At 69.7% G+C, this 22,679-nt stretch carries 17 protein-coding genes, 1 tRNA gene and 2 pseudogenes; 10 read left to right on the top strand and 10 right to left on the bottom strand.

The annotated features are described in order from the left end of the window. The first annotated feature begins 201 nt into the window (after nt 1-201). From OG294_RS20200 to OG294_RS20185, 4 genes are all read left to right on the top strand, one after another. Entirely contained in the window at nt 202-534 is a 333-nt protein-coding gene (locus tag OG294_RS20200; protein ID WP_327067913.1) for a hypothetical protein, read from the top strand. 848 nt (nt 535-1,382) lie between these two features. Then, nucleotides 1,383-2,333: a LuxR C-terminal-related transcriptional regulator gene (locus tag OG294_RS20195; protein WP_327067912.1), complete on the top strand. Its 951-nt coding sequence runs from the start codon at nt 1,383-1,385 to the stop codon at nt 2,331-2,333. A gap of 50 nt (nt 2,334-2,383) precedes the next feature. Then, a complete protein-coding gene (locus OG294_RS20190; RefSeq protein WP_327067911.1) occupies nt 2,384-3,334 on the top strand; it encodes a LuxR family transcriptional regulator in 951 nt (316 codons plus the stop codon). A 5-nt stretch (nt 3,335-3,339) separates the two neighbouring features. Continuing rightward, nucleotides 3,340-4,320, top strand: a complete 981-nt coding sequence (locus tag OG294_RS20185) for a LuxR family transcriptional regulator (RefSeq protein WP_327067910.1) — start codon at nt 3,340-3,342, stop codon at nt 4,318-4,320. Nucleotides 4,321-4,366: 46 nt separating this feature from the next. Here the strand turns inward: OG294_RS20185 and OG294_RS20180 are convergent, their stop codons facing one another. From OG294_RS20180 to dnaK, 6 genes are all read right to left on the bottom strand, one after another. After that, entirely contained in the window at nt 4,367-4,999 is a 633-nt protein-coding gene (locus tag OG294_RS20180) for a hypothetical protein (protein WP_327067909.1), read from the bottom strand. Between the two features lie 809 nt (nt 5,000-5,808). Then, nucleotides 5,809-6,858 carry a TrmB family transcriptional regulator gene (locus OG294_RS20175; protein ID WP_327067908.1) on the bottom strand — a complete coding sequence of 350 codons (1,050 nt, stop codon included), beginning with the start codon at nt 6,856-6,858 and terminating at the stop codon, nt 5,809-5,811. A gap of 122 nt (nt 6,859-6,980) precedes the next feature. Next, nucleotides 6,981-7,502, bottom strand: coding sequence for a heat shock protein transcriptional repressor HspR (locus OG294_RS20170; RefSeq protein WP_327067907.1), 522 nt, complete (start codon nt 7,500-7,502; stop codon nt 6,981-6,983). Between the two features lie 6 nt (nt 7,503-7,508). Next, the gene (gene dnaJ / locus OG294_RS20165) at nt 7,509-8,657 is read right to left on the bottom strand and encodes a molecular chaperone DnaJ (protein ID WP_327067906.1); all 1,149 of its coding nucleotides are present in this window, start codon (nt 8,655-8,657) and stop codon (nt 7,509-7,511) included. A gap of 159 nt (nt 8,658-8,816) precedes the next feature. Beyond that, nucleotides 8,817-9,428 (bottom strand): nucleotide exchange factor GrpE, encoded by a 612-nt coding sequence (gene grpE / locus OG294_RS20160; RefSeq protein WP_327067905.1) that lies wholly within the window; start codon nt 9,426-9,428, stop codon nt 8,817-8,819. After that, on the bottom strand, nt 9,425-11,272 hold the full coding sequence (gene dnaK / locus OG294_RS20155; RefSeq protein WP_327071602.1) for a molecular chaperone DnaK: 1,848 nt from the start codon (nt 11,270-11,272) through the stop codon (nt 9,425-9,427). Before dnaK ends, grpE begins: the two co-directional genes overlap by 4 nt. A 338-nt stretch (nt 11,273-11,610) precedes the next feature. Between dnaK and OG294_RS20150 the strand changes: the two genes are divergently transcribed. The 4 genes and pseudogenes from OG294_RS20150 to OG294_RS20135 all read left to right on the top strand — a co-directional run bounded on the left by OG294_RS20150 (nt 11,611) and on the right by OG294_RS20135 (nt 17,581). Next, nucleotides 11,611-13,824: a (Fe-S)-binding protein gene (locus tag OG294_RS20150; protein ID WP_327067904.1), complete on the top strand. Its 2,214-nt coding sequence runs from the start codon at nt 11,611-11,613 to the stop codon at nt 13,822-13,824. A 408-nt stretch (nt 13,825-14,232) separates the two neighbouring features. After that, a pseudogene (locus OG294_RS20145) lies at nt 14,233-15,306 on the top strand (sugar phosphate nucleotidyltransferase); the annotation flags it as partial. 235 nt (nt 15,307-15,541) lie between these two features. Continuing rightward, the gene (locus OG294_RS20140; RefSeq protein WP_327067903.1) at nt 15,542-16,579 is read left to right on the top strand and encodes a Yip1 family protein; all 1,038 of its coding nucleotides are present in this window, start codon (nt 15,542-15,544) and stop codon (nt 16,577-16,579) included. 93 nt (nt 16,580-16,672) lie between these two features. Next, nucleotides 16,673-17,581, top strand: coding sequence for a metal-dependent hydrolase (locus tag OG294_RS20135; RefSeq protein ID WP_327067902.1), 909 nt, complete (start codon nt 16,673-16,675; stop codon nt 17,579-17,581). A 50-nt stretch (nt 17,582-17,631) separates the two neighbouring features. Here OG294_RS20135 and dcd read toward each other — a convergent pair whose 3' ends face one another. Beyond that, complete coding sequence (dcd, locus tag OG294_RS20130; protein WP_327067901.1) at nt 17,632-18,207, bottom strand: dCTP deaminase; 576 nt, start codon at nt 18,205-18,207, stop codon at nt 17,632-17,634. A 126-nt stretch (nt 18,208-18,333) separates the two neighbouring features. Next, nucleotides 18,334-18,555 carry a hypothetical protein gene (locus OG294_RS20125; protein WP_442789181.1) on the bottom strand — a complete coding sequence of 74 codons (222 nt, stop codon included), beginning with the start codon at nt 18,553-18,555 and terminating at the stop codon, nt 18,334-18,336. A 183-nt stretch (nt 18,556-18,738) separates the two neighbouring features. On the opposite strand from OG294_RS20125, the gene OG294_RS20120 reads away from it, so the two are divergent. Both OG294_RS20120 and OG294_RS20115 read left to right on the top strand, forming a co-directional pair. Further along, nucleotides 18,739-18,809: transfer RNA gene (locus OG294_RS20120), tRNA-Gly, on the top strand. A gap of 524 nt (nt 18,810-19,333) precedes the next feature. After that, nucleotides 19,334-19,753 (top strand): hypothetical protein, encoded by a 420-nt coding sequence (locus OG294_RS20115; protein WP_327067899.1) that lies wholly within the window; start codon nt 19,334-19,336, stop codon nt 19,751-19,753. A 115-nt stretch (nt 19,754-19,868) separates the two neighbouring features. On the opposite strand, the gene OG294_RS20110 is transcribed toward OG294_RS20115, so the two are convergent. Next, nucleotides 19,869-21,074 carry a tyrosine-type recombinase/integrase gene (locus tag OG294_RS20110; protein ID WP_327067898.1) on the bottom strand — a complete coding sequence of 402 codons (1,206 nt, stop codon included), beginning with the start codon at nt 21,072-21,074 and terminating at the stop codon, nt 19,869-19,871. Between the two features lie 313 nt (nt 21,075-21,387). Continuing rightward, a pseudogene (locus tag OG294_RS41160) lies at nt 21,388-22,452 on the bottom strand (IS630 family transposase). Between the last annotated feature and the right edge of the window lie 227 nt (nt 22,453-22,679).

Here is a 22,679-nt window from a genome sequence, read left to right as displayed (position 1 = left end):
GCAGCTGCTGGAATGCGCACTGCCGGGCGCCTTGCCGTGTGCTCGTCCAGGAGCCAGCCTGATAGTCGGACCATAGTCGGTGGCGTGAGCCGTCGATGCGTCTGATGGGCAGTCAGACAGCCTGCCGGGGAGGCACATCGGGGGCTTCGCGCGCACGCGCGGTGCTGGCCTCCCCGCGGGCAGGACGGGGAGGAGTACGCGATGGGCAGACGCTCGCATGTGCTGGTGGAGAGTCAGGCGGTCTTCGGCAAACCGGGGGCGGACCGCTTCCTGCGCGAGGCCGTGACGCTGGCCGAGACCGGCGACCGGGTGATCCTCTACCTGGTCGAGGACGGCGTCTTCGCCGCCGTCTCGGACGGTGTGCCCGAATTGGCCCGGCTGGTCGAGCTCGGCTCGGAGGTCTGGGCGGACGACCACTCGCTCACCCACCGTGCACTGGCAGCCACCCGGCTGTCACCGTACGTGCGGGTGAAGGGGGTCGAGGCGCTGGACGGCGCGGTGCGCGGCTCGGACGGGCGGGTCACGCTGCACTGAAGCCAACGCTGAGTCGGCAGTGGGCCGGGTGTGCTCCGAACTGCATCGAACCGACCGGAAACGAACAGCTGGGCGCGTCGCGGAACATCCGTGGCGCGCCCTGCGGCGTCCTTCCCGTCGACGCCCGTAGACCGAACGTTCTCTCATTCTCCCAGCTCATGTGGTGTGCGAAGGGATCCGTGCGGGCCGATTCTGCAAGTTCGTGCAGTTGCGGGAACTTGAAGCTGAAACAACCTTGTCCCGGAGCCCACGCACTGTGAGGCTGTGGGTACGCCAAGCCGCCCGGGCAACCGCAGCCCGTCGGTGGTGACTCGTCCGTCCTCCTCGCGCAGGGGCAGAGGTATCTGTGCGAAGAACCGACGGGCGCCGGGTGGTCCGCCATTTGTGGTGATGGTGACCGGGCCCGGTACCAGCGAGGCGTTGCTGCTCCGCCTCGCTGGAAGCACCTCGGATTTGGCGTCGATGAGGTGGATCCGCCCGGAGCGCAGGAGACCGCGAGTCCCTGGCTCCGGGACGGATCTGCTGCCGCGAAGCGCCGGACTGCCCCGTACGGGGGCGGGCAGTCCGGATTCGCGGCCTTTCCCGTGCCCGGCGTCGAGACCGCCGTCGCGTCCGGCCCGGTGCCCGGCACCGTCCCCTGTCGTTCGACCCGGGCGGGCTGTCGCCCGACTCCTGATGAGATGATGCGACGCGTGCGGTCGATCGACCGCTGCCGTGCGGCACGCAGGGGGGACGGGGTGGCCGAGGCAGTCGGCTCAGCGGCGGACACCGGAGCGGGAGCCGGCCGGGGGGCGGCCCCGGAGGGTCTGCCGGCGGCTCCAGGACCCCTCGCACTGCCCGGCGAGGCCGTGCGTGCGCTGTACCTCGCGATCCTGGCCGAGGGCGGGCGGCTGCCGATGAGCGAGGTGGGTACCGCCGAGCAGGCCCACGTGGCGGAGCTGCTCGATCTCGGCCTGCTGACCGCCGTCCCCGAACTCGCCTGCTACACCGCGGTCAACCCGCGCGCGGTCGGCAGCCGGCTCAGCGAGGACCTGCGGGCGGCCGGCACCCGGCTGCTGGTCCAGGCCCAGGAGATGCCCGCGCTGCTGGAGGACCTCACCCGGGCCTACGACCTGACGCCCCGCAAGGTCGACCGCTCCGGCGAAGTGCGCCACCTGCACGGCGCCGAGGAGATCGCGCGGCTGCTCGACCGGCTCAGCGCCGGGTCGCACGACGAGATCCTCTCGGCCCAGCCGGGCGGCCCGCTCTCCGTCCGGGTGACCGAGGGCGCCTATGCCCGGGTCAGCTGGTGCCTCGCGAACGGCGGCGCGGTCCGCTCGCTCTTCGACCCCGCCGCCCGCTCCGACCCGCCGACCGCCGCCTACGTGCTGTCCGCCACCGAACTCGGCGTCCGGTTCCGGGTGCTGGGCGAACCGTTCAAGCGGATGCTGATCTTCGACCGCAGCACCGTGGTGATCCCCGACGGCCCCGACTACCGCGGCGCCGCCCTGGTCGAGGACCCGGCCGTGGTGGCCTTCCTGGTCGGGATGTTCGAACGCGACTGGCAGCGCGCCGAGCCGGCCCAGTGGAACGGGGCCGCGCCCGACACCATCGGCCTGCCGATCCACGCCCAGGTCGGCCGCCTGCTCGCGCAGGGACTGACGCAGCGCATGATCGCCGGCCGGCTGGGCCTGAGCGAGCGCACCGTGGCCGGCCACATCTCACGGCTGCGCGAGCTCTACGACGCCCAGACGCTCTACCAGCTGGGCTGGCTGATGCGGGCCGCAGCAGGCGACGCGAAGGGCGAGCCGGGACGGTGACGGCGGTGCCCGGGGACGCGGGGGACGCAGGCGGCGCGGGGGACGCCGTGGTGTCCGTACCGGATGCCGAGGCGCGGGAGCTGTACCTGGCGCTGCTCGCGAAGGGCGGGCTGTTTCCGATCGGCGAGGTCGCGCAGGACCTGCTCCCGGCGTTCGAGCGGTTGGTGTCCGCCGGCCTCGCGGCCATGAAGCCCGGCGGCGTGTGCTGGCTGGTGAACCCCCGAGCGGCCGCCGTCCGGCTCAGCAGTGAGCTGCGCACCGCCGGTGTCGCTCTGCTGGCCCAGGCGGACGAGGCGCCGAGCGTGCTCGCCGATCTGGCGAGGGCCTACGACGAGGCGCTGCGGTCCGCAACTGACAGCAAGGTCATCCGACACGTGAGCGATCATGCGCGCATCCAACAGTGGCTGGAGGATCTCGCCGCGGAGTGCGAACGGGAGATGCTGATGATGCAGCCCGGTGGTGCGCGGCCGGCGGAGATCCTGCCGTACGCCCATACCTCGGCCCGCGAGTGGCGCGAGCGCGGCATCGAGATGCGGACGATCTACCAGCCGGGTGCGCGCACCGATCCGGGTACCGCCGCCTACGCGGCCTATGCCACGGGGCTGGGCGCTCGGATCCGGGTGCTGGACGAACCGTTCCTGCGGACGCTGATCCTCGACCGGACCGTTGCGGTGATCGACGGCGCCGGGGACTTCCGCTCGGCCTCGTTCATCGAGGACCCGGTGCTGGTGGACCTGATGGTGTCCGGCTTCGAGCGGGACTGGGCCCGCGCCGAGCGGGTCCGGTGGGAGCCGCCCACCGGCACCGAGGGACCCTTGGCCGCTTTGCTCGCACAGGGCCTGACGCAGGGCGCGATCGCGAAGCGGCTGGGCCTGAGCGAGCGCACGGTGGCGGCGCAGATCGCCGCGCTGCGCGAGGAGTACGACGCCGGGACCCTCTTCCAGCTGGGCTGGCTGATGGGAGCCGCGGCGGGCGGCGCGACGGGTGAGCCGGGGAGGTGACGCCGGTGTTCGAGGGTGCGGAGGAGGGCGCCCGGCTGCCGGACGGCCCGGCACGGGCGCTGTACCTGCGGCTGCTGGAGGGCGGTGGGCTCTTCCAGCTCGCCGACGTGCCACCGGACGACCTCGCGGCGCTGGTCCGGCTGCGGGAAGCCGGCTTGGTGAAGGAGCAGCCGACGCAACCGGACTCCGCCTTCTGGACCGTGGTGAGCCCGCGCAGCGCCGGGAGCCGGCTGAGTGTCGAACTGCGGGGCACCGGGATCGAGTTGCTGTTCCGCGCGGACGAACTGTCGAGGAGGTTCGACGAACTAACCTGGGCCTATGATCAGGCCACCCAGCCTGCGGCTGCCCGCAGCGTGACGCGGCATCTGAACGTGACCGAGCAGATTCAGCAACGGCTGCAGGAGCTGGCGCTGGAGTGCACCCGGGAGGTCCTGATGATGCAGCCCGGTGGTCGCCGCCCCGCTCGAGTGCTGCCGTCGGCGCTCGCCGCTGCGCGTGACCTGTCGCAGCGCGGCATCGCTCAGCGCGTCATCTACCAGCCCGGCAGTCGTCGGGACCGGGCCACCGCGAACTACGCGGCCAGCGTCACCGGGCTGGGCGGCCGGGTCCGGGTGCTGGACGAGGACTTCCGGCGGGTGGTGGTCTTCGACCGCAGGGTGGCCGTGATCGCCGGCTACCAGGGGGAGCAGGAAGCCACGTTCATCGAGGATCCGGTGCTGGTCGATGTGGTGGTGTCCGGCTTCGAGCGGGACTGGGCCCGCGCCGAGCGGGTCCGCTGGGAGGCGCCCGCCGAGGAGGCCGAGGAGCCGCTGGCGGCGCTGCTGGCGCGGGGCCTGACGCAGGGCGCGATCGCCAAGCGGGTGGGGTTGAGCGAGCGCACGGTGGCGGCGCAGATCGCCGCGTTGCGCGAGAGGTACGACGCCGAGACCCTCTTCCAGCTGGGCTGGCTGATGCGGGCCGACGCGCAGTCGGACAACCAGGGCTGACCGCAGTCCGCCGCCGCCGTCGGCGGACCGTGTGGACCCTGGGCGGTCAGCCGGTGGCCGCGCCGCTGCTCGGCCAGGCGCCGTACTGGTCGGCGTGCGACAGGCGCGGCGCGGTGGTCGGCTTGAACTGCTCGCCGGGTGCGGTCCAGAAGCCCTCGCGCAGCGAGAGCGCCATGCCGGCCCAGTCGAGGGCGGTCTCCACGATGTGCCGCAGGCTCTCCTGCGACCAGGTGTCGTCGAAGACCAGCGGAAGGACCGGGGCGACCTGCTCGATGGTGGCGATCAGCGGGTTGTGCGTGATCGCCTCGTCCACCAGCAGCACGATCGGCTTGCGCAGCGCGGAGCCCCAGCCGAGCTCCAGCGAGACCCCGGCCGACAGCGGCGAGCCGACGTAGGCGAAGACCAGGTCGGCGGTCTGCATGGCGCGGAAGTCCGAGGGCACGCGGGGCTCCGGTGACCGGCCTTCCACTGTCCAGGCGTCACTGTGGTGCGCGCTGAAGACAGCGGCACCGCTGTGCAGCAGGGAACTGCGCAGTGCGGTCAGCCGGGTCCGGCTGGCCAGCGTCACGACGCTGTCGGCCGGCCCGGTCAGCCGCATGAGCGGCGCGGCGAGGAAGACACGGGCCCGACGGCCTTCGGGGGCCTGGGCTGCGTGCTGGCGCATGTAGGGCTCACTCATGGCGATGGCTCCGGGGGAGATGAGGTGAACCCGGCCAGCTGTGGTGTTCTGGCCGGTGGAACTGGGAGGACCACTAGTCGTGGCACAGGCGCAGTGATTGCAGCGATTCGGTCGTCCTGGAAGGGATTGTTGAAATCTTTGCAGCTCGCCTGGGCCGGGAGACGTTGCGTCAGATCTGCTGCTATTGATCGTCTCCGCTTGGGCCGGTTGCAGTCCACAGGGCCGGTATGTCATCTCGCTGTCTGGCGCTTGGATGACACCATCCCGCTGCCAGGTCGACCTCGCCGCACCGTCCGAGGGCTGGCATCTTTCTGCCTGGCAGAACTATGACAGCCGCAGAGTGATGCCTGAGCCTTGCCTCGGGTCATATCAATGGCTTTGATAATGCATTGACCGTCCCAAACCGGCCAATGGAAGCACCAGAGCCGGGCAGACAATGTTTATCAGGTTCATGACAAGGAGTCACCACATGCGCCGTGCAACCCGGTCTGTGATACGCGCGCTTGTCGCTGGTTCCATTGCGGGTGGGGCTCTAGTGGCAGTTGTCGGCACTTCGGCCCTACTGTCCGGACCCAACTCCAGCTCAGCTGCGCAACACGGCAACGGATCCACCCACGCTGTTGTTGTGCAGGCCGCCGACATCCGCTGGGACGTCGTTGGGGTCTCGTCGCCCGCCAGCGCACCGAGCGACATCCGCTGGGACTGAGTGGTCGCGCCGGCGTCGCCATTGCGCGCCATGGATGCAGCCGAACCTCGCCCGGGGCGGCCGGACGGCACGGCGGAGCCGGGTGCGCTCGTCTGGAACCCGGTCAGACGTCCTTCTCCGGGTGCCCGTCCTCGTCTGCGTCCTCGTAGAGGATCTCGGGAGAGTTGAGGGCCATCCGCCAGCCGAGCTGGAAGAGCGTCTCCGAGTTGTACTCCTCGCGGAAGTCGGCGATGTGCCGGGCCAGTGTCCGCTCGCTGATCCCAAGGTTGCGTGCTATGACCCGGTGGCCGAGGCCCTGGGTCATCATGCGCAGGATGTTGCCGCGCAGGCGGGATATCACCTCGGGCGGGACCTCGGTGGCGCCGAGGAAGGGGCTTGCCCGCTCCCAGAGCCGCTCGAAGGAGTCGAGCAGATAGCCGACGATCGCCGGGTCGCTGATGAAGGCGGCTTCCTGGGTGGTGCCCTGGAAGGGGATCACCGCGATGCGCCGGTCGAAGACGAAGAGCCGGGTGAACGGTTCCTCCAACGTCCTGACCTCGGCACCGGCTTCCGTCATCTCCTCGACGTACTGTCTGGTGGGTGCGGAGTAGCGAGCGCTGGGGTGGTAGATGATCCGCCGGGCCACGCCGCGCTGTAGCCGTGAGAGGTCGTCCTCCAGGGTCCCCTTGAGCTGCAGCAGCGACTGGCGGCGGCTGCCACCCGGCTGAGCGGTGAGAAGCTCCGATTCCACGCTCTCGGAGAGCGCCTCAAGCCGCTGGTTGATCTCGACGAGCCCATGGATGTGCTCGACGGAGCCGCCCGGGTGGAATGGCCGCTCAAGCGACTGATAGGCATGGCCGAGCTCCTGCATGGCCACCGGAACCGCGACCGCTTGGGAAAGCAGGCCCAGCGCTTGCTTCTGCCACGCGGAACTGAGCTGGCTGGCCAGACGATTCGGGTCGGTGACGCTCGCGATCTCGGGCTTTCCTTGGCTCAGAACCAATAGACCCAGTCCGGCCAGCTCGTTCTTGGCACTATCCAGCGTCGGATCGTCCACTTCCAAGCTGCCGCCGGCCGCGACCACCCGGAGATAGAGGGACTTGGCCTCGGCAGAAATGAACTCGCTGTGTTCACTGGTTGCTTCGGGCCGGGTGCCGTTGCCGTGCGAACGCATCCTCAAGCTCCCCCTTCCCGGACACTCAGCGAACGCTCATCGGGCAGCAACTCTACGCACTTCGGCCATAGGTTGGCACCCCACCGCAAGGGTGGGGTGCCGGTTACCTGAGCGCAGCTCACTTACCGCCGGGGCCGCCAGACCACCAGCGCGCTGGACTGCTGCGCCGGCTGGTAGGGCACCAGGTCCCGCCGGTACGAGGCGTGCACCGCGGCCTCGCGGGCCTGGAGGGCGGCACCGGCACCCTCCACGGCGGTGGCCAGTTCGGCGACCCGCGACTGCAGGGCGGCGACCTGGTTCTCCAGTTCGATGATCCGCTTGATCCCGGCCAGGTTGATGCCCTCGTCCTGGGAGAGCCGCTGCACCTCGCGCAGCTGCTGGATGTCCCGGGCCGAGTAGCGCCGGCCGCCGCCGCCGGTCCGATCGGGGCAGACCAGGCCGAGCCGGTCGTACTGCCGCAGGGTCTGCGGGTGCAGGCCGGACAGCTCCGCGGCCACCGAGATCACGTAGACCGGGGTCTCCTCGGTGAGCACGTACTGCGCACCGGGCGGGGCGGCCCGGCGCGGGCGGGGGCCGGGGCCGCCGGGGAGGCCCTCGCCCAGGCCCACGCCGATGGCATCGGCTCTCTTGTCGGAATCACGCATGTCAGGTCACGCTCCCTCCGCCGCCTTGAAGAGGGCGGCACGCGGGTCCTCGGATGCGGTGGCGTCGCGGTACTGCTCCAGAGCGTTCAGGGCCTCGCCGCTGGTCTCCTGAGGAACGGTCACCTCGACGGTGACCAGCAGGTCGCCCCGGGTGCCGTCCTTGCGGGTGGCACCCTTGCCGCGGGCCCGCAGGGTCAGGCCGTTGGCACTGCCGGCCGGCAGCCGCAGCTTCACGGCCGGGCCGTTCAGGGTCGGTACGTCGATGGTGCCGCCGAGCGCGGCCTCGGGGAAGGAGACGGGCACCGTCACGGTCAGGTTGTCGGCCTTGCGCCCGAACACCGGGTGGGAGCTGACGTGCACGGTGACGAAGAGGTCGCCGGGCTGGCCGCCGCGCTCGCCCTGGGCGCCCTTGCCCTTGAGCCGGATCTTCTGGGCGTCCTGTACCCCGGCGGGGATGCGCACCTGCATGGTGCGGGCCGAGCTGGCCCGGCCGCTGCCGTGGCACTCCGTGCAGGGGTCGTCGACGATCATGCCGCGGCCCTTGCAGTCGCGGCACGGGTCGGAGAGCGCGAAGGCGCCCTGGCCACGGCTGACGGTGCCGGCGCCGACGCAGGTCGGGCAGACCCGGGGGGTGGTGCCGGCCTTGGCGCCGGTGCCGGAGCAGACCCGGCAGGCGGCCTGGCTGGTCATCCGCAGCGGAACGGTGGCGCCGTCCACCGCCTCCTCGAAGCTGAGCGTGACCTCGGTCTCGACGTCCGCGCCGCGGCGCGGCTGGGCCTGGCGGCCGCCGCGGTTGAACAGGCCGCCGAAGACGTCGCCGATGCCGCCGCTGCCGCCGGACTGCGCGCCGGTGAACAGGTCGCCGAAGTCGAAGCTGTAGCCGTTGCCGCCGGGGCCGCCCGAGCGCATCCCGCCGGCGCCGAAGAGGCTGCGGGCCTCGTCGTACTCCTTGCGGCGCTTCTCGTCGGAGAGCACGTCGTAGGCCTCGGAGATGTCCTTGAAGCGGTCCTCGGCCTTGGCGTCGCCCTTGTTGGCGTCCGGGTGGAACTCGCGGGCGAGCTTGCGGTAGGTCTTCTTGATCTCCGCGGTGGTGGCGTCCTTGGGCACACCGAGGACCTTGTAGTAGTCCTTCTCCACGTAGTCCTTCGTGCTCATGGCTGCTGCCACCTCCCGGGGTGGGTCGATACGGTGCCGGTCGCTATGGCGCTGCCGGCCGGAGCGGTGCCGTGGGCCGGAACGGCGCTGCGGGTCGATACGGCGCTGCGGAGCCGCCCGTCACCAGAGGTGACGGGAGACCCCGCAGCGCACAGCGTGTCAGTTGTCGCCCGCACCGTCAGCCTCGGGGGCTGTGTCCGAGCCGGTGGCGGAGCTGCCGCCACCGGACGGAGCGCCCGGCTGCGGCTCGGCGACGGCCACCATCGCCGGGCGGATGATCCGCTCGCCGATCCGGTAGCCGGGCTGCAGGACCTGGACACAGGTGTCCTCGGTGACGTCCGAGGAGTAGCTGTGCATCAGTGCCTCGTGCAGGTTCGGGTCGAAGGGCTCGCCCTCCTTGCCGAACTGCTGCAGGCCCAGCTTGGCGACGACGGTCTCCAGGTTGTCGGAGACCGACTTGAAGCCACCGGTCACCTCACCGTGCTCACGGGCCCGGCCGATGTCGTCCAGCACCGGGATCAGGGTCTCCAGGATGTTGGAGACCGCGATCTCGCGGACCGTCAGCCGGTCGCGCTCGACCCGCTTGCGGTAGTTCTGGTACTCGGCCTGCAGCCGCTGGAGGTCAGCGGTGCGCTCGGCCAGCTCGCGCTTGGCGGTGGCCAGCCCGTCCGAGGCCTCGGCGTCGGCCGGCGCCTCCTCGGTGGTCGGCAGGTCGGCCTGGTCGGCGCTGGAGTCGTCGCCGGGCTCCACGCCCTGCGCCTTCTCCGTCATGCGGCACCACCCTTGGGCTTCTCGTCGTCGATGATCTCGGCGTCGACCACGTCGTCCTCGGGCTTGGCACCGGCGTCGGCGCCGCCCGCGGCACCGGCCGCACCGGCAGCGTCGGCGTTGGCGTAGAGCGCCTGGCCGAGCTTCTGGGCGGTGGTGGAGACCTTCTCGGTGGCCTCGCGGATGGCCGCGATGTCCTCGCCCTTCAGGGCCTCCTTGAGCTCGCCGATCGCCGTCTCGACCTCGGTCTTGACGTCGGCCGGGAGCTTGTCGGTGTTGTCCGCGATGAACTTCTCGGTCGAGTAGACGAGCTGCTCGCCCTGGTTGCGGGTCTCCACCGACTCGCGGCGCTTGTGGTCCTCCTCCGCGTACTGCTCGGCCTCGCGCATCATGCGCTCGATGTCGTCCTTCGGCAGCGCCGAGCCGCCGGTGACGGTCATCCGCTGCTCCTTGCCGGTGCCGAGGTCCTTGGCACCGACGTGCATGATGCCGTTGGCGTCGATGTCGAAGGTGACCTCGATCTGCGGCAGGCCGCGCGGGGCCGGCGGCAGGCCGGTCAGCTCGAACATGCCGAGCTTCTTGTTGTACGCCGCGATCTCGCGCTCGCCCTGGTAGACCTGGATCTGCACGGAGGGCTGGTTGTCCTCGGCGGTGGTGAAGATCTCCGAGCGCTTGGTCGGGATCGTGGTGTTGCGCTCGATCAGCTTGGTCATGATGCCGCCCTTGGTCTCGATACCAAGCGACAGCGGGGTGACGTCGAGCAGCAGGACGTCCTTGACCTCGCCCTTCAGCACACCGGCCTGCAGCGCGGCACCGATGGCCACGACCTCGTCCGGGTTGACGCCCTTGTTGGCGTCCTTGCCGCCGGTCAGCTCCTTGACCAGCTCGGCGACGGCCGGCATACGGGTCGAGCCACCGACCAGGACGACGTGGTCGATCTCGGACAGGTTGATGCCCGCGTCCTTGATCACGTTGTGGAACGGGACCTTGCAGCGCTCCAGCAGGTCCGCGGTCAGCTGCTGGAACTGGGCCCGGGTGAGCTTCTCGTCCAGGTGCAGCGGACCCTCGGCGGAGGCCGTGATGTAGGGGAGGTTGATCGAGGTCTCGGAGGACGAGGACAGCTCGATCTTGGCCTTCTCGGCCGCCTCGCGCAGGCGCTGCAGCGCCATCTTGTCCTTGGAGAGGTCCACGCCGTGGCCGGCCTGGAAGGTCTTCACCAGGTGGTCGACGACCTTCTGGTCCCAGTCGTCACCACCGAGGTGGTTGTCACCGTTGGTGGCCTTGACCTCGACGACGCCGTCGCCGATCTCCAGCAGCGAGACGTCGAAGGTGCCGCCACCGAGGTCGAAGACGAGGATGGTCTGGTCGTCCTTGTCCAGGCCGTAGGCCAGGGCGGCCGCGGTGGGCTCGTTGACGATGCGCAGGACGTTCAGACCCGCGATCTCACCGGCCTCCTTGGTGGCCTGGCGCTCCGAGTCGGAGAAGTAGGCCGGGACGGTGATGACGGCGTCGGTGACCGTCTCGCCCAGGTACGCCTCGGCGTCCCGCTTCAGCTTCTGCAGGATGAAGGCGCTGATCTGCTGGGGGTTGAAGTCCTTGCCGTCCAGGTTGATCTTCCACCCGGTGCCCATGTGGCGCTTGACCGAGCGGATGGTGCGGTCGACGTTGGTGACCGCCTGGCGCTTGGCGACCTCGCCGACCAGCACCTCGCCGTTCTTGGCGAAGGCGACGACGGACGGCGTGGTCCGGGCGCCCTCGGCGTTGGTGATGACGGTGGGCTCACCGCCTTCGAGAACACTGACGACCGAGTTCGTCGTGCCGAGGTCGATACCGACCGCGCGTGCCATCGTAGATACCTCCAGGAAGAAGTTGAGCTGTACGCACTCAAGCATGCCCGACGGTTTCGGGGGCGTCAACAGCCATGAGCTGACCTGACTCAACTTTATTGCGCGCTTATCTCCCGCTCGCGGTGAGCAGGGGCCGCGCCGTCGCCCGGAGGGGTGAGCATCGCCCGGCGTGATCGCCGCCATACCTTGCGCATCTTCTGAACCAGCGTTAACGCGCGGTAGTGTCCGCCCCGATCCCTGGATTAAGTTACCGGCGAGTACACTGCCGGGTGGGGAGAGCCGTACCCCCTTGCCCCTTTTCGACATCGCCCCTCGCACCCGCAGGAGACGGAGAGCCGATGCAGCTAGCAGCGATCGTCATCTCGCTGATCACCACTGTGATCGGCATCGCGCTCGCCACCCGTGCGGGCATGCAGATCTACCACGTCGTCAAGACCGGCCAGCCGGACGACACCCGCACCGGGCAGCCGGTCCAGCGGGCCAAGACGGTGGGCGTGGAGTTCCTCGGCCACACCCGGATGAACCGCTGGGGCGTGGTCGGCGTCGCGCACTGGTTCGTCGCGGTCGGCTTCCTGACCCTGGGCCTGACCCTGCTCACCGCGCTCTGCCAGGTCTTCGACGCCGAGTTCGTGCTGCCGGTGCTCGGCGGCTGGCTGCCGTACGAGCTCTTCACCGAGCTGGTCGGCACCTTCACCACGCTCGGGATCCTGGTCCTGATCGTGATCCGGTTGCTGAGCCTGCCCTCGCGGGCCGGGCGCAAGTCGCGGTTCGCCGGCTCGATCGCCTGGCAGGCGTTCTTCGTCGAGTACGTGATCCTCGGCATCGGCATCTGCATCCTGACGCTGCGCGGCCTCGAGGGCGCGATGGCGGGCGTCGGCTCGTACGAGGTGCGCTACCTGGTCTCGTACCCGCTGGTCGCCGCCTTCCACGGCCTGTCGCACGGCACCCTGGTCAACCTGATCTACCTCTTCGCCACGCTGAAGATCTGCATCTCCTTCGGCTGGGCGGCCACCATCGGCCTCAACCCCTCGATGGGTGTGGCCTGGCACCGCTTCCTGGCGTTCTTCAACATCTTCTTCAAGCGCGAGGCGGACGGCGGGGTCGCGCTCGGCGCGCTGCGCCCGATGACCAGCGGCGGCGCCCCGATCGACTTCGAGGACCCGGCCGAGGACGCCGTCTTCGGCGTCTCGCAGGTCGAGCACTTCTCCTGGAAGGGCATCCTCGACTTCTCCACCTGCACCGAGTGCGGCCGCTGCCAGTCGCAGTGCCCGGCCTGGAACACCGGCAAGCCGCTGTCGCCGAAGCTGCTGATCATGAGCCTGCGCGAGCACACCTACGCCAAGGCGCCGTACCTGCTGGCCGGCGGCGGCAAGGATGCCGAGGGCAACGAGAAGGCGACCGCGGAGCAGTTGAAGGACGTGCCGGCGGCGGCGCTGGCCGAGGCGGAGCGTCCGCTGATCGGCACCGCCGAGGAGAACGGGGTGATCGACCCCGACGTGCTGTGGTCCTGCACCACCTGCGGTGCCTGTGTCGAGCAGTGCCCGGTGGACATCGAGCACATCGACCACATCGTCGACATGCGCCGCTACCAGGTGATGATCGAGTCCTCGTTCCCGACCGAGGCCGGGACGATGCTCAAGAACCTGGAGAACAAGGGCAACCCGTGGGGCATGGCCACCAAGGCGCGCCTGGACTGGGTCAAGGAGCTGAAGAAGGAGACCGGCATCGAGGTGCCGGTGATCGGCCAGGACATCGAGCCGGCCGAGGTGGAGTACCTCTACTGGGTCGGTTGCGCCGGTGCGTTGGAGGACCGGGCGAAGAAGACCACCAAGGCCTTCGCCGAACTGCTGCACACCGCCGGGGTCCGGTTCGCCATCCTGGGCAAGGAGGAGTCCTGCACCGGTGACTCGGCCCGCCGCCTGGGCAACGAGTTCCTGTTCCAGATGCTCGGTGCGCAGAACGTCGAGACGCTCAACGCCGCGCTGGAGGACGCCCCGAAGAAGCGGATCGTGGCCACCTGCCCGCACTGCTTCAACACGATCGCGAACGAATACCCGCAGCTCGGCGGCCACTTCGAGGTCATCCACCACACCCAGCTGCTGCAGCACCTGATCGACGAGGGCAAGCTGGTCCCGGTCAACCCGGTGGAGGGCCTGATCACGTATCACGACCCCTGCTACCTGGGTCGGCACAACAAGGTCTACAGCCCGCCGCGCGAGATCATGGACAAGGTCCCGGGGCTGCGCCAGCAGGAGATGCACCGTCACAAGGAACGCGGCTTCTGCTGCGGCGCCGGTGGCGCGCGGATGTGGATGGAGGAGCGGATCGGCAAGCGGATCAACACCGAGCGGGTGGACGAGGCGCTGTCGCTCAACCCCGACATCGTCTCCACCGCCTGCCCGTTCTGCCTGGTGATGCTCTCCGACTCGGTGAACGGCAAGAAGAACGAAGGCGCGGCGAAGGAGCACCTGAAGGTGGTCGACGTCGCGCAGCTGCTGCTGGACTCCGTGAAGGCGGCCCCGCCGGTCGTGGAGGAGCCCGCCCAGGTCTAGCGGGCCGGGGCAGCCGCCCAGGTCAACGGCGTGTGAAGGGGATCGGCGTCCGGAACTCCGGGCGCCGATTCGCCGGTTCTCCGGCCATTTCACGGCGACCGGATTCGGTGGATCCGGTCGTACGGAGGCCGTTTTGATCGTGTGCGAGTTCGACCGCTGCGCGAATGTGCTTGTGGCGCACCGCCTCACATATGATGCCTGCCCCGGGTGGTATCCACCCGGGGCAAGCTGCTACTCACACACAGGGCTTATTCTCAACGGAACCGGGGACGTGGCGCGGGGGTCGCGACCGTCTGGTTCGGCCGCCGCCACCTGGATGTCGGCCCGATGAGCACCAAGCACCCAAGCGACGGTCCTGGCACCATCACCGCCAGGTCGCTGACCGGAACCAAGGGGAGAAACGCACAGATGACCCAGGCGATCATGCTGGTCGGCGGCCAGGGGACCCGGCTGCGCCCGCTCACCACGCACACCCCGAAGCCGATGCTTCCGGTCGCGGGCGTGCCGTTCATCGCGCACCAGCTCGCCCGCGCCGCGGCTGCCGGTGTCACCCGTGTCGTGCTGGCCACCTCGTACCTGGCCGAGGTGTTCGAGGAGCACTTCGCCGACGGCTCCCCGTACGGGCTGGAGCTGGTCTACCTGACGGAGCGTGAGCCGCTCGGGACCGGCGGCGCGATCCGCAACGCCGCCGAGGGCCTGACCTGCGGCGCCGACGAGCCGGTGCTCATCTTCAACGGCGACATCCTCTCCGGCCTGGACATCGCCGCGCTGCGGGACGGCCACGTGGCCGCCGGCGCCGACGTCACCCTGCACCTGACCCGCGTCGAGGACCCGCGCGCCTTCGGCCTGGTGCCCACCGACGCCGACGGCCGGGTGCTGGAGTTCCTGGAGAAGCCGGAGACCCCGGAGCAGATCGTCACCGACCAGATCAACGCCGGCTGCTACGTCTTCACCCGCTCGGTGATCGACCGCATCCCGGCCGGCCGGGTCGTCTCCGTCGAGCGCGAGACCTTCCCCGAGCTGCTGGAGAGCGGCGCCCTGGTGCGCGGCGTCGTCGACACCTCGTACTGGCTGGACCTGGGCACCCCCGCCGCCTTCGTGCGCGGCTCCGCGGACCTGGTGCTCGGCCGCGTCGACTCGCCCGCCGTCCCCGGCCCCACCGGTGACGCGCTGCTGCTGGACGGTGCCACCGTGGACCCGGCGGCCGTGCTCAGCGGCGGCACCGTGGTCGCGGCCGGCTCGGTGGTCGCGGCCGGTGCGATCGTCGAGGGCAGCGTCGTGCTGCCCGGCGCGGTGATCAGCGCCGACGCGTACGTGAAGGACTCCATCGTGGGTGCCTACGCCACCATCGGCGAGCGCACCGCACTGGACGGCGCGGTGATCGGCGACGGCGCCGTGGTCGAGTCCGACAACGAGCTGCCGAACGGCATCCGGATCGCCTGCGGCACCCGGCTCCCGGTCGGCGCGGTGCGCACCAGTGCGGGCCCCGGCGGCTGCCCGGCGGGCGAGAGCTCGGCGGCGGCCGTGCACGGTTCGGTGCTGCAGAAGTAGTCCTGCAGTGGTCCGGCCGTCGTAGCGGTGGACCAGGGCGGTGCGCCGGGCTTGCAGGGGGGCGGTGCGGCGGTTGCGGCGGGGCGGTGCGTCACAGCCCTGCTGCAATGCCGTGGATCCGCTGGGCGGTCCGGCTGCCGTCCCCCTTTCCGGGTACCTTCGGAGGGTGGCAGGCAACGGAATTCCCAACGGGTGGGGCGGCGGCGAGCGCAACCAGGCCGCGCCGCCGGCCCGTACGCATGAGCCGTACGGTTCCTACGGCTCGCAGGGCTCACAGGGCCCGCAGGGTCCCTACGGCGCGCAGGGCTCGTACGGGGACGACCCGTACCGCGGCGACCCGGATCGCGACGATCCGTACCGCGCGGACCGGCCCGGGAACACCCGCGCCTTCCCGGTCGGCGGCCAGGGCTACGGCGCTGACCAGGGCTACGGCCCTGACCGGGGTTACGGCGCCGACCGGGGTTACGGCGGCGGGCAGGGCCATGCCGGTGCCCAGGGCTACGCCGGTGGCGAGGATTACGCCGGTGGCCAGGGCTACGGGGCCCACGGTGGCGCGGAACAGGGGTGGGAGCGCCCGGGCGCCCGGTCCCAGGCAGGGGACCGGCCGGACCACGTCGCCACCTACCGGGCCGGCGGTCGCACGGCCCCCAGGACGGGCGGTCCGCGGCTGCGCTGGCGGGAGTTGCTGATCGGCATCTACCGCGCCCCTGCCCGCACCTTCGACCAGATGCGCGACCACCAGATGTGGCTCACCGCCGTCACGGTCTCGCTGATCTACGCGGTGGTCGCCGTGCTCGGCTTCGGTGACACCCATGACGAGGTGGTCAACTCCACCTTCGCGACCGCCGCTTGGTCGCTGGCCGGTGCCGCGGTCGCCTTCGCGGTGGCCGGCCTGATGCTCGGCTCGGTGACCTACGCGCTCTCCCGGCAGCTCGGTGGCGACGGGCCGTGGGCGTCCACCGTCGGCCTCGCCGTGCTGATCGGCTGGACCAGCGACGTGCCGCGGCTGCTGCTCGCGCTCTTCCTGCCCTCGGACAACCTGCTGGTGCAGGCGGCGGGCTGGCTGACCTGGCTGTTCTGCGCCGTACTGATGACCACGATGATCCGCCGGGTGCACGACCTGCCCTGGGGCAAGGCGGCCGGCGCGGCCTCGATCCAGTTGCTGGCGCTGCTGGTGCTGATCAAGCTGCCGACCCTGGGCTGACGTCCGCCTCTCCCGGCTTCATCCCCCTTCCTCTTTTTGTCGTCTCCTCTTTTTGTCGTCCTCTCCCTTCCCCCTCTCGCACGGAGCCACCGAATGACCCTCCCCACCACCCGCGTCAGCTTTCCCGGCGGCGCGGTGACCGGTGAGTCCACCGTCCTGGCCGTCCACCCGCTCGGCGACGGGCGGTTCGGTGTCGTCACCGCCGACACCCCGTTCCACCCGCTCGACCACACCTGGCCCGACCAGCCCGCCGACACCGGCACGCTCACCGTGGACGGGAGCGATTTCGCGGTGGTCGACTGCCTGACCGCCGCCGTGGGGCCGGAGGCCGAGGACCTGCTGGTGGGCGCCGACATCCCGGTGCGGCGCGGCGACGAGGCGTGGTCCTGGCTGGTGCTGCACGTGCTCGCCGAGGAGCCGCAGGCCGAGCTGCTCGGCCGTCCCGTGGCGCTGAGCGTGGACGAGGAGCGGCGCGCTGCCCTGTGCGCCTCGCACACCGGCTGTCACCTGCTGGCGCTGGCGCTCAACGCCGCGCTCGCCCCGCGCTGGCGCAAGGACCCGGGGCGCGCGGACGCGTTCGGCAACCCCGACTTCGACAGCCTGGCGATGGCCTCCTCAGTGATGGACACCGAGGCGAGCACCGACGTCTACCGGCTGGGCAAGTCGCTGCGCAAGAAGGGCTTCACCGCCGAGGCCACCAGCACCGAGGCAGGCGAGGAACTTCCGGCGCTGGCCGAGGCGTTGCCGGCGATCACCGCCGAGGTCAACAAGGTGCTGGCCGGCTGGGTCGCGGCCGACGCGCCGGTACGGATCGAGGTCCCCGGCCCCGAGCTGACCGCCCGCCGCCAGTGGCACTGCGAACTCCCGGCCGGCCCCGCCGAGATCGCCTGCGGCGGCACCCACCTCCACCGGCTGGGCCAGCTCTCCGCGCTGGAGACCGAGTTGACCCTGTCGGCGGACGGTTCCGAACTGACCGCGGTGACCCGCCCGAAGCGGGTCTGAGCCCGGTCGACGGGTCTGGACCCGGTCGGCGGGGCTGACCCCGGTCCCGGTTACACGTCGGTGCGGTGGAAGTTCAGGAACGATCGCGAGGGCGTCGGCCCGCGCTGCCCCTGGTAGCGCGAGCCGTACCGCTCCGAGCCGTACGGGTGCTCGGAGGGCGAGGAGAGCCGGAACAGGCAGAGCTGCCCGATCTTCATCCCCGGGTAGAGCTTGATCGGCAGCGTCGCGACGTTCGACAGCTCCAGCGTCACGTGCCCGCTGAACCCCGGGTCGATGAAGCCGGCCGTCGAGTGCGTCAGCAGCCCCAGCCGCCCCAGGCTCGACTTGCCCTCCAGCCGGGAGGCGACGTCGTCCGGCAGCGTGATCACCTCGTAGGTGGACGCCAGCACGAACTCGCCCGGGTGCAGGATGAACGCGTCATCGCCGTCCGGCTCGACCAGCCGGGTCAGGTCCGGCTGCTCCTCGGACGGGTCGATGTGCGGGTACCGGTGGTTCTCGAACACCCGGAAGAACCGGTCCAGCCGGACGTCGATACTGGACGGCTGGACCATGGCCGGATCGAACGGGTCGATGACGACTCGGCCGTTGTCGATCTCGCTACGGATGTCTTTGTCGGAGAGCAGCACGCCTTGAGGTTACGTGCTGGCCCACGCGTACTCCCAATCCACACGCGAACCGCCCACAGTACGGTCATACGACAGGCGGCCACCCACGATGGATGACCGCCCGCCGCCACACACACCCGCCGCTGCTCAGGCCAGGAACGGCGCGGCCTCCAGCCGCAGCGCCCGCGCCAGCTCCGGCGCCGTCAGCCCACTCACATCGGCCGGCACCGAGTTGCGCATCCGCCCGCACTGCGGACACCGGATCAGCCGCCCCGGCCCCAGCCGGCCCACCCCGAGGTTCTGCATCGGGAACGTACTGGTGCTGAACAGGTGCCCCTCTGCACAACGCACAACGGTCCGCTGCTCCATTGATCCCCTTCCCAAGCCCGTCGGCCGCATCACGACAGCGTCACATTAGGGGATCTTCCGGACATCCCCACCACGGCTCGCCGCCGGACCCCCCTCTCCACCGTACCGAGAACCGGTGTGTGGGAGTGGGTGCGGGATGGGGTAGCATGGTGCAAGATCGAGCGGTCACTGGCGGCTCGTCAGGCGGGCGTAGTTTAATGGTAGAACATGAGCTTCCCAAGCTTATAGCGCGAGTTCGATTCTCGTCGCCCGCTCAGAAGCGTGAAACCCCAGGTCAGAGGCCTGGGGTTTTCGTTTTCTGTGTCCGATTTCCGCTCTGGAGCCATGAGCTTTGCGGCGAAGAGCCATGAGCCTAGTGGAAACGCGCTATGAGCATCGACGGCTCATGGCCTGGAATGCGGCTGGCGGCTCAGTAGAGCCTCGGAGGGGTCGCGCGTCTCATGATGTGAGACGGTCGCGGGGGCTATGCCTGGCCGCTATTGACCGTCGCATACCCGCCCTAATGGTGCGCTGGTGGTGCGCAAGGCGATCTGCGAGTCCTGGCGGGGAGATCTTCAGCGAGGTTGGGTTGCCCATTGCTGGTCCTTCGCCAGCCGGGTGCCCCCAGGTGAAGAGCGGGAAACCGTATCGATCTCCCTCCGGGGGAGATAAGTTGACGGTCTGCCACGAACTATGGGGGAGCCTCCGACGTGACCATCAACCGGGGTGCTCTCGATAGCGCTGTGAAGGCGGTCATCGCCGTTACACGTGCCGACGACGTGGGGCACTGTTTCGGGCCGTGATGCCGCCGGCTGGAAGCGCCACGCCTCCGGCCGACGCCGCCATCTGGTTCGGGTCGCTCGTCATCCATCTGGCGCTGACGGCTGCGGCCGCGTCGAGGCTGGAGCAGGGGTGCTTCCGGGAGGCCGTCTCGGGCTGGGTCGGGAAGGCGCTGGGCCCGCTGCCCACCCCGGCGCTGCTGCGTGCCGAGGATCCTGGCCGCATCGACCACGTCGAAGCGCTGAGTGCCGCAGCAGACTACTTGCAGTGCCGCGAGTACGCCGTCGACCTGATCCGGGTGGGTTTGGCCGAGCCGGATCAGGCACCGGAGGAGCGGGGCGTCGATGCCCACTGTGCGGTGACGAACGACAAGAAGGTGCGGATCACCGTGATCTCGATGCTCGGCCGCCTCGCTGCCGTTTCCGCTGGCCGGGGTTGATGGTTGCGGTGCGGGCTACGACGGACCGCAACCCGCAGCGCAACCGCGAAACTTCGCAATCGTCAATGGCGCCGGCCCGACCAGGAACCCCTGGTCATCGACATCGGCACCACGCTCACCCGCTGGCTCTCAGCCGCCCCTTGTCGCCGGGCCCGCCCCTGCTGCGGACGCGGTAGTCGAGCTTGGTGGCGAGTTCGCGTTGGCTGTCGTCGGTGGAGTGCTGGTAGATGAGGGCTGCGCGGGCTGAGCTCTGGCCCATGCGGACCATGAGGTCCTTGAGGCTGGTGTTCTCCTGGGCGAGGAGCGTGTTGCCGGTGTGGCGCAGGTCGTAAAAGGTGAAGCTCGCTGGTAGATCCGCCACGCGGGTGCGGGCCGCGCTGAACTTGCGGCCGAACGTGGAGCGTCGGTAGGGGGCTCCCTTTTCTCCGACGAAGACCAGTCCCAGAGGGCCGGGTTCGGCGTAGCGGTTCATGTGCAGGCGCAGTGGGTCGTCGAGGAAGGCCGGCAGGTGGACGGTGCGTTGTCCGGCCCTGGATTTGGGGCGCCCGGTCGCGCGTCTGCCGTTGGGCAGTTCCGGTGAGGCGGAGCGGATCCTGAGCAGGCGGTGGTCGACGTCGATGTCTGCGCGTCGCAGGGCGGCGAGTTCCTCGGGTCGCAGTGTGGCGAATCCGGCGAGCAGGACGAGGAGCCGCCACCGCTCACCGACGTTGTCGGCGAGCGCGAAGATCTGGTCCATGGTGGCGACGGTGCGTTCGGCGGGGTACTCGCTGCCTGCACCGCGGATGCGGCAGGGGTTGCGTGTGATCATGTCGTCGGCGACGGCGGTTTCCATGACGGCCTTCATGAGCCGGTACGCCTTGGCGGCGACGCAGGGTCCGGTTGTGCCGCGCTGTTCGCAGTTCCAGGCCCGGACCATGGCGAAGGTGATCTGGGAGACGGGCGTGTTGCCGAACGTGGGCAGGATGTATGCCGACAGCAGGCGTCCGTAGAGCGCGCGGGTGGTGGGCATCAGCGGGCGGTTGTCGACCCAGTCTTTCGCGTAGTCCTTGAGCAGGTTGCCTTTGCACGGGAAGGCTTTCGGTGGGCGTTGGCGATCACGGAGATCGGCTTGGAGCGCTGAGACATCCGGCAGGCGGCGGTCGTGCGTGAGGTCGGCTCGAACGAGTGCGAGCCAGGTCATGGCGTCGAGGTTGGTGTCGAAGGTCTCCGGGGAATGGTGTGTCCGGCCGTTGCGGTCCGTGTATGCCGCGCTCCAGCGACCGGAGCGGTACTGGCGGATCCTGCCGAACTGGCGCGGCGGTTTTCTCGCCCTGGAGGGCATGGCTGGCCTCCTCGGTGGATGGCAACCGGGAACTGTGGCCGTTCGAGCGCCGAGACGGAAGATCATCACGTCGCCGGATCGGCAGCGCGGTCGTTGTACGGATCCCGTTGTGATCTTCAGGCGCCGAGTCCGCGGCTGCAGGCTTCTAGGATCAGCATAGTCACATGAGCATGACATAAATGCCCGAAACGTCGAATCCTGCTGGTGAGCTGCCCGTCGGCTGCGGCCTGGGAGAGCCCCCTGGGCCGGTCCTTGCCTGCGGAAAGCGCTGAGGGCTACTGAACGTGGGTTCGTGATGTCGTCCTGAGCGCGGTCAGCCGTCCATGATCAGGCCACTCGCGGAGAGGTAGCCGGCGATGAGCCGGGGTCGGTACTGGATCTTCTTCAGGCTGCGCTTAACGGCCTGGGCGAGTTGGTTAAGGTTGGCAGCGGCGAGGCTACCGATGGTGCGCTGGACCAGCGACCAGCTGCCCTCTTGCGGGTCGAGGTCCGTTGCGTACGAGGGGAGTTGAAAGACAGTCAGCCACTTCTTGCTCGCCTCGATGAACTCCCGCATCGGCGGCATCAGGTGGGCGCGCAGGTTGTCCCACACGAGCACGACCGGACCGCCGAGCTCGATGCGCGTGCGAATGAGCAGGTCCCGGTAGTCCTGCCAGGCCAAGCCCTTCTTCTCGCCCTTGCGGCTCCGGTAGACGTGGAAGCTGTCGAACATCCGCGAGCGCCGGCCGGATTTGAAGCAGCTCAGCCCAGCCATGGAGACCCGGCCGCCTCCCCGGCCGCACACCCGCACCTCCGGTGTGCGGCCGACCCCGGCCCCAGGTCCTGGCGCGTGGCGGCCTCATCGACTACCCGGCTTCGTCCTCGATGACAAGCCAGGCTCCACGGGCCGCCGAGGTGCCTTTACCCGGGGCCACACCTCCTTCTTCCACAACTCGATGGCGGTGTCGTCGCGTTCGATCGCCCGGCGCGCCAGCTGCTGCCACGACCAGCCGTGGCGCTTGAGCAGGGCCCAGGTCTCCTCGATGGTGTAGCTGACGTGGAACATTCGCCCGATAAGCGTATTGTTTCGGGTCAGCGTCCAACGCTGGTCCTGACAGCCGTGCGTGAGCGGTTCATGCTCGAATTCTTGCTCTAATCAGGCTACTTGCGCATCACTCAGCGTTGACCTGCCCGGTGACTTCTTCGGCTGGACCCGGCCTTGCCTCGCTCCCGCCAGTGCTGCTGCCAGCGTTCCACCGACCGCTCGGACACCCGCAACACGGCAGCGATCTCTCTGGTCTTTTCCCCACCTTCGAAGCGGGTGACTGCCTCCAGCCGGATCCGCTCCCGCGTGGCCCTCTCAGTGTTGGATCAGCCCGCCGCCCCGGGCGTACGTCACAGCCCACAGCTATCGGACCCGAACCCGCGCCTTTAGGAAAACAGCCCGGCTTCACTCAATCAAGCGCAGTAGTGAACGAGATGCGCAGATGGCCTCGGTGGGCGCGCCCCGGGCTGGCGCCTTCGCCGACAGTCCGCCGTGGTCAACGGGCAGCTGACCGAGAGGTCGCCATCCGCAGGACCAACTCGCGCGTTCCCGCAGACCGTTCGCTGAAGTGCTTGTGCAAG

It is taken from the genome of Kitasatospora sp. NBC_01302 (genome assembly GCF_035976515.1).
Lineage (GTDB): Bacteria > Actinomycetota > Actinomycetes > Streptomycetales > Streptomycetaceae > Kitasatospora.
Note: the sequence above shows the minus strand (reverse complement) of the source record. Positions and strands in the feature narration are given on the sequence as shown.

Coding starts and splice junctions, on each gene's coding strand:
- dnaK (WP_327071602.1), bottom strand. CDS start 11,272: ATGGCACGCGCGGTCGGTATCGACCTCGGCACGACGAACTCGGTCGTC.
- dnaJ (WP_327067906.1), bottom strand. CDS start 8,657: ATGAGCACGAAGGACTACGTGGAGAAGGACTACTACAAGGTCCTCGGT.
- OG294_RS20200 (WP_327067913.1), top strand. CDS start 202: ATGGGCAGACGCTCGCATGTGCTGGTGGAGAGTCAGGCGGTCTTCGGC.
- OG294_RS20175 (WP_327067908.1), bottom strand. CDS start 6,858: ATGCGTTCGCACGGCAACGGCACCCGGCCCGAAGCAACCAGTGAACAC.
- OG294_RS20110 (WP_327067898.1), bottom strand. CDS start 21,074: ATGCCCTCCAGGGCGAGAAAACCGCCGCGCCAGTTCGGCAGGATCCGC.
- OG294_RS20170 (WP_327067907.1), bottom strand. CDS start 7,502: ATGCGTGATTCCGACAAGAGAGCCGATGCCATCGGCGTGGGCCTGGGC.
- OG294_RS20135 (WP_327067902.1), top strand. CDS start 16,673: ATGACCCTCCCCACCACCCGCGTCAGCTTTCCCGGCGGCGCGGTGACC.
- grpE (WP_327067905.1), bottom strand. CDS start 9,428: ATGACGGAGAAGGCGCAGGGCGTGGAGCCCGGCGACGACTCCAGCGCC.
- OG294_RS20180 (WP_327067909.1), bottom strand. CDS start 4,999: ATGAGTGAGCCCTACATGCGCCAGCACGCAGCCCAGGCCCCCGAAGGC.
- OG294_RS20125 (WP_442789181.1), bottom strand. CDS start 18,555: ATGGAGCAGCGGACCGTTGTGCGTTGTGCAGAGGGGCACCTGTTCAGC.
- OG294_RS20150 (WP_327067904.1), top strand. CDS start 11,611: ATGCAGCTAGCAGCGATCGTCATCTCGCTGATCACCACTGTGATCGGC.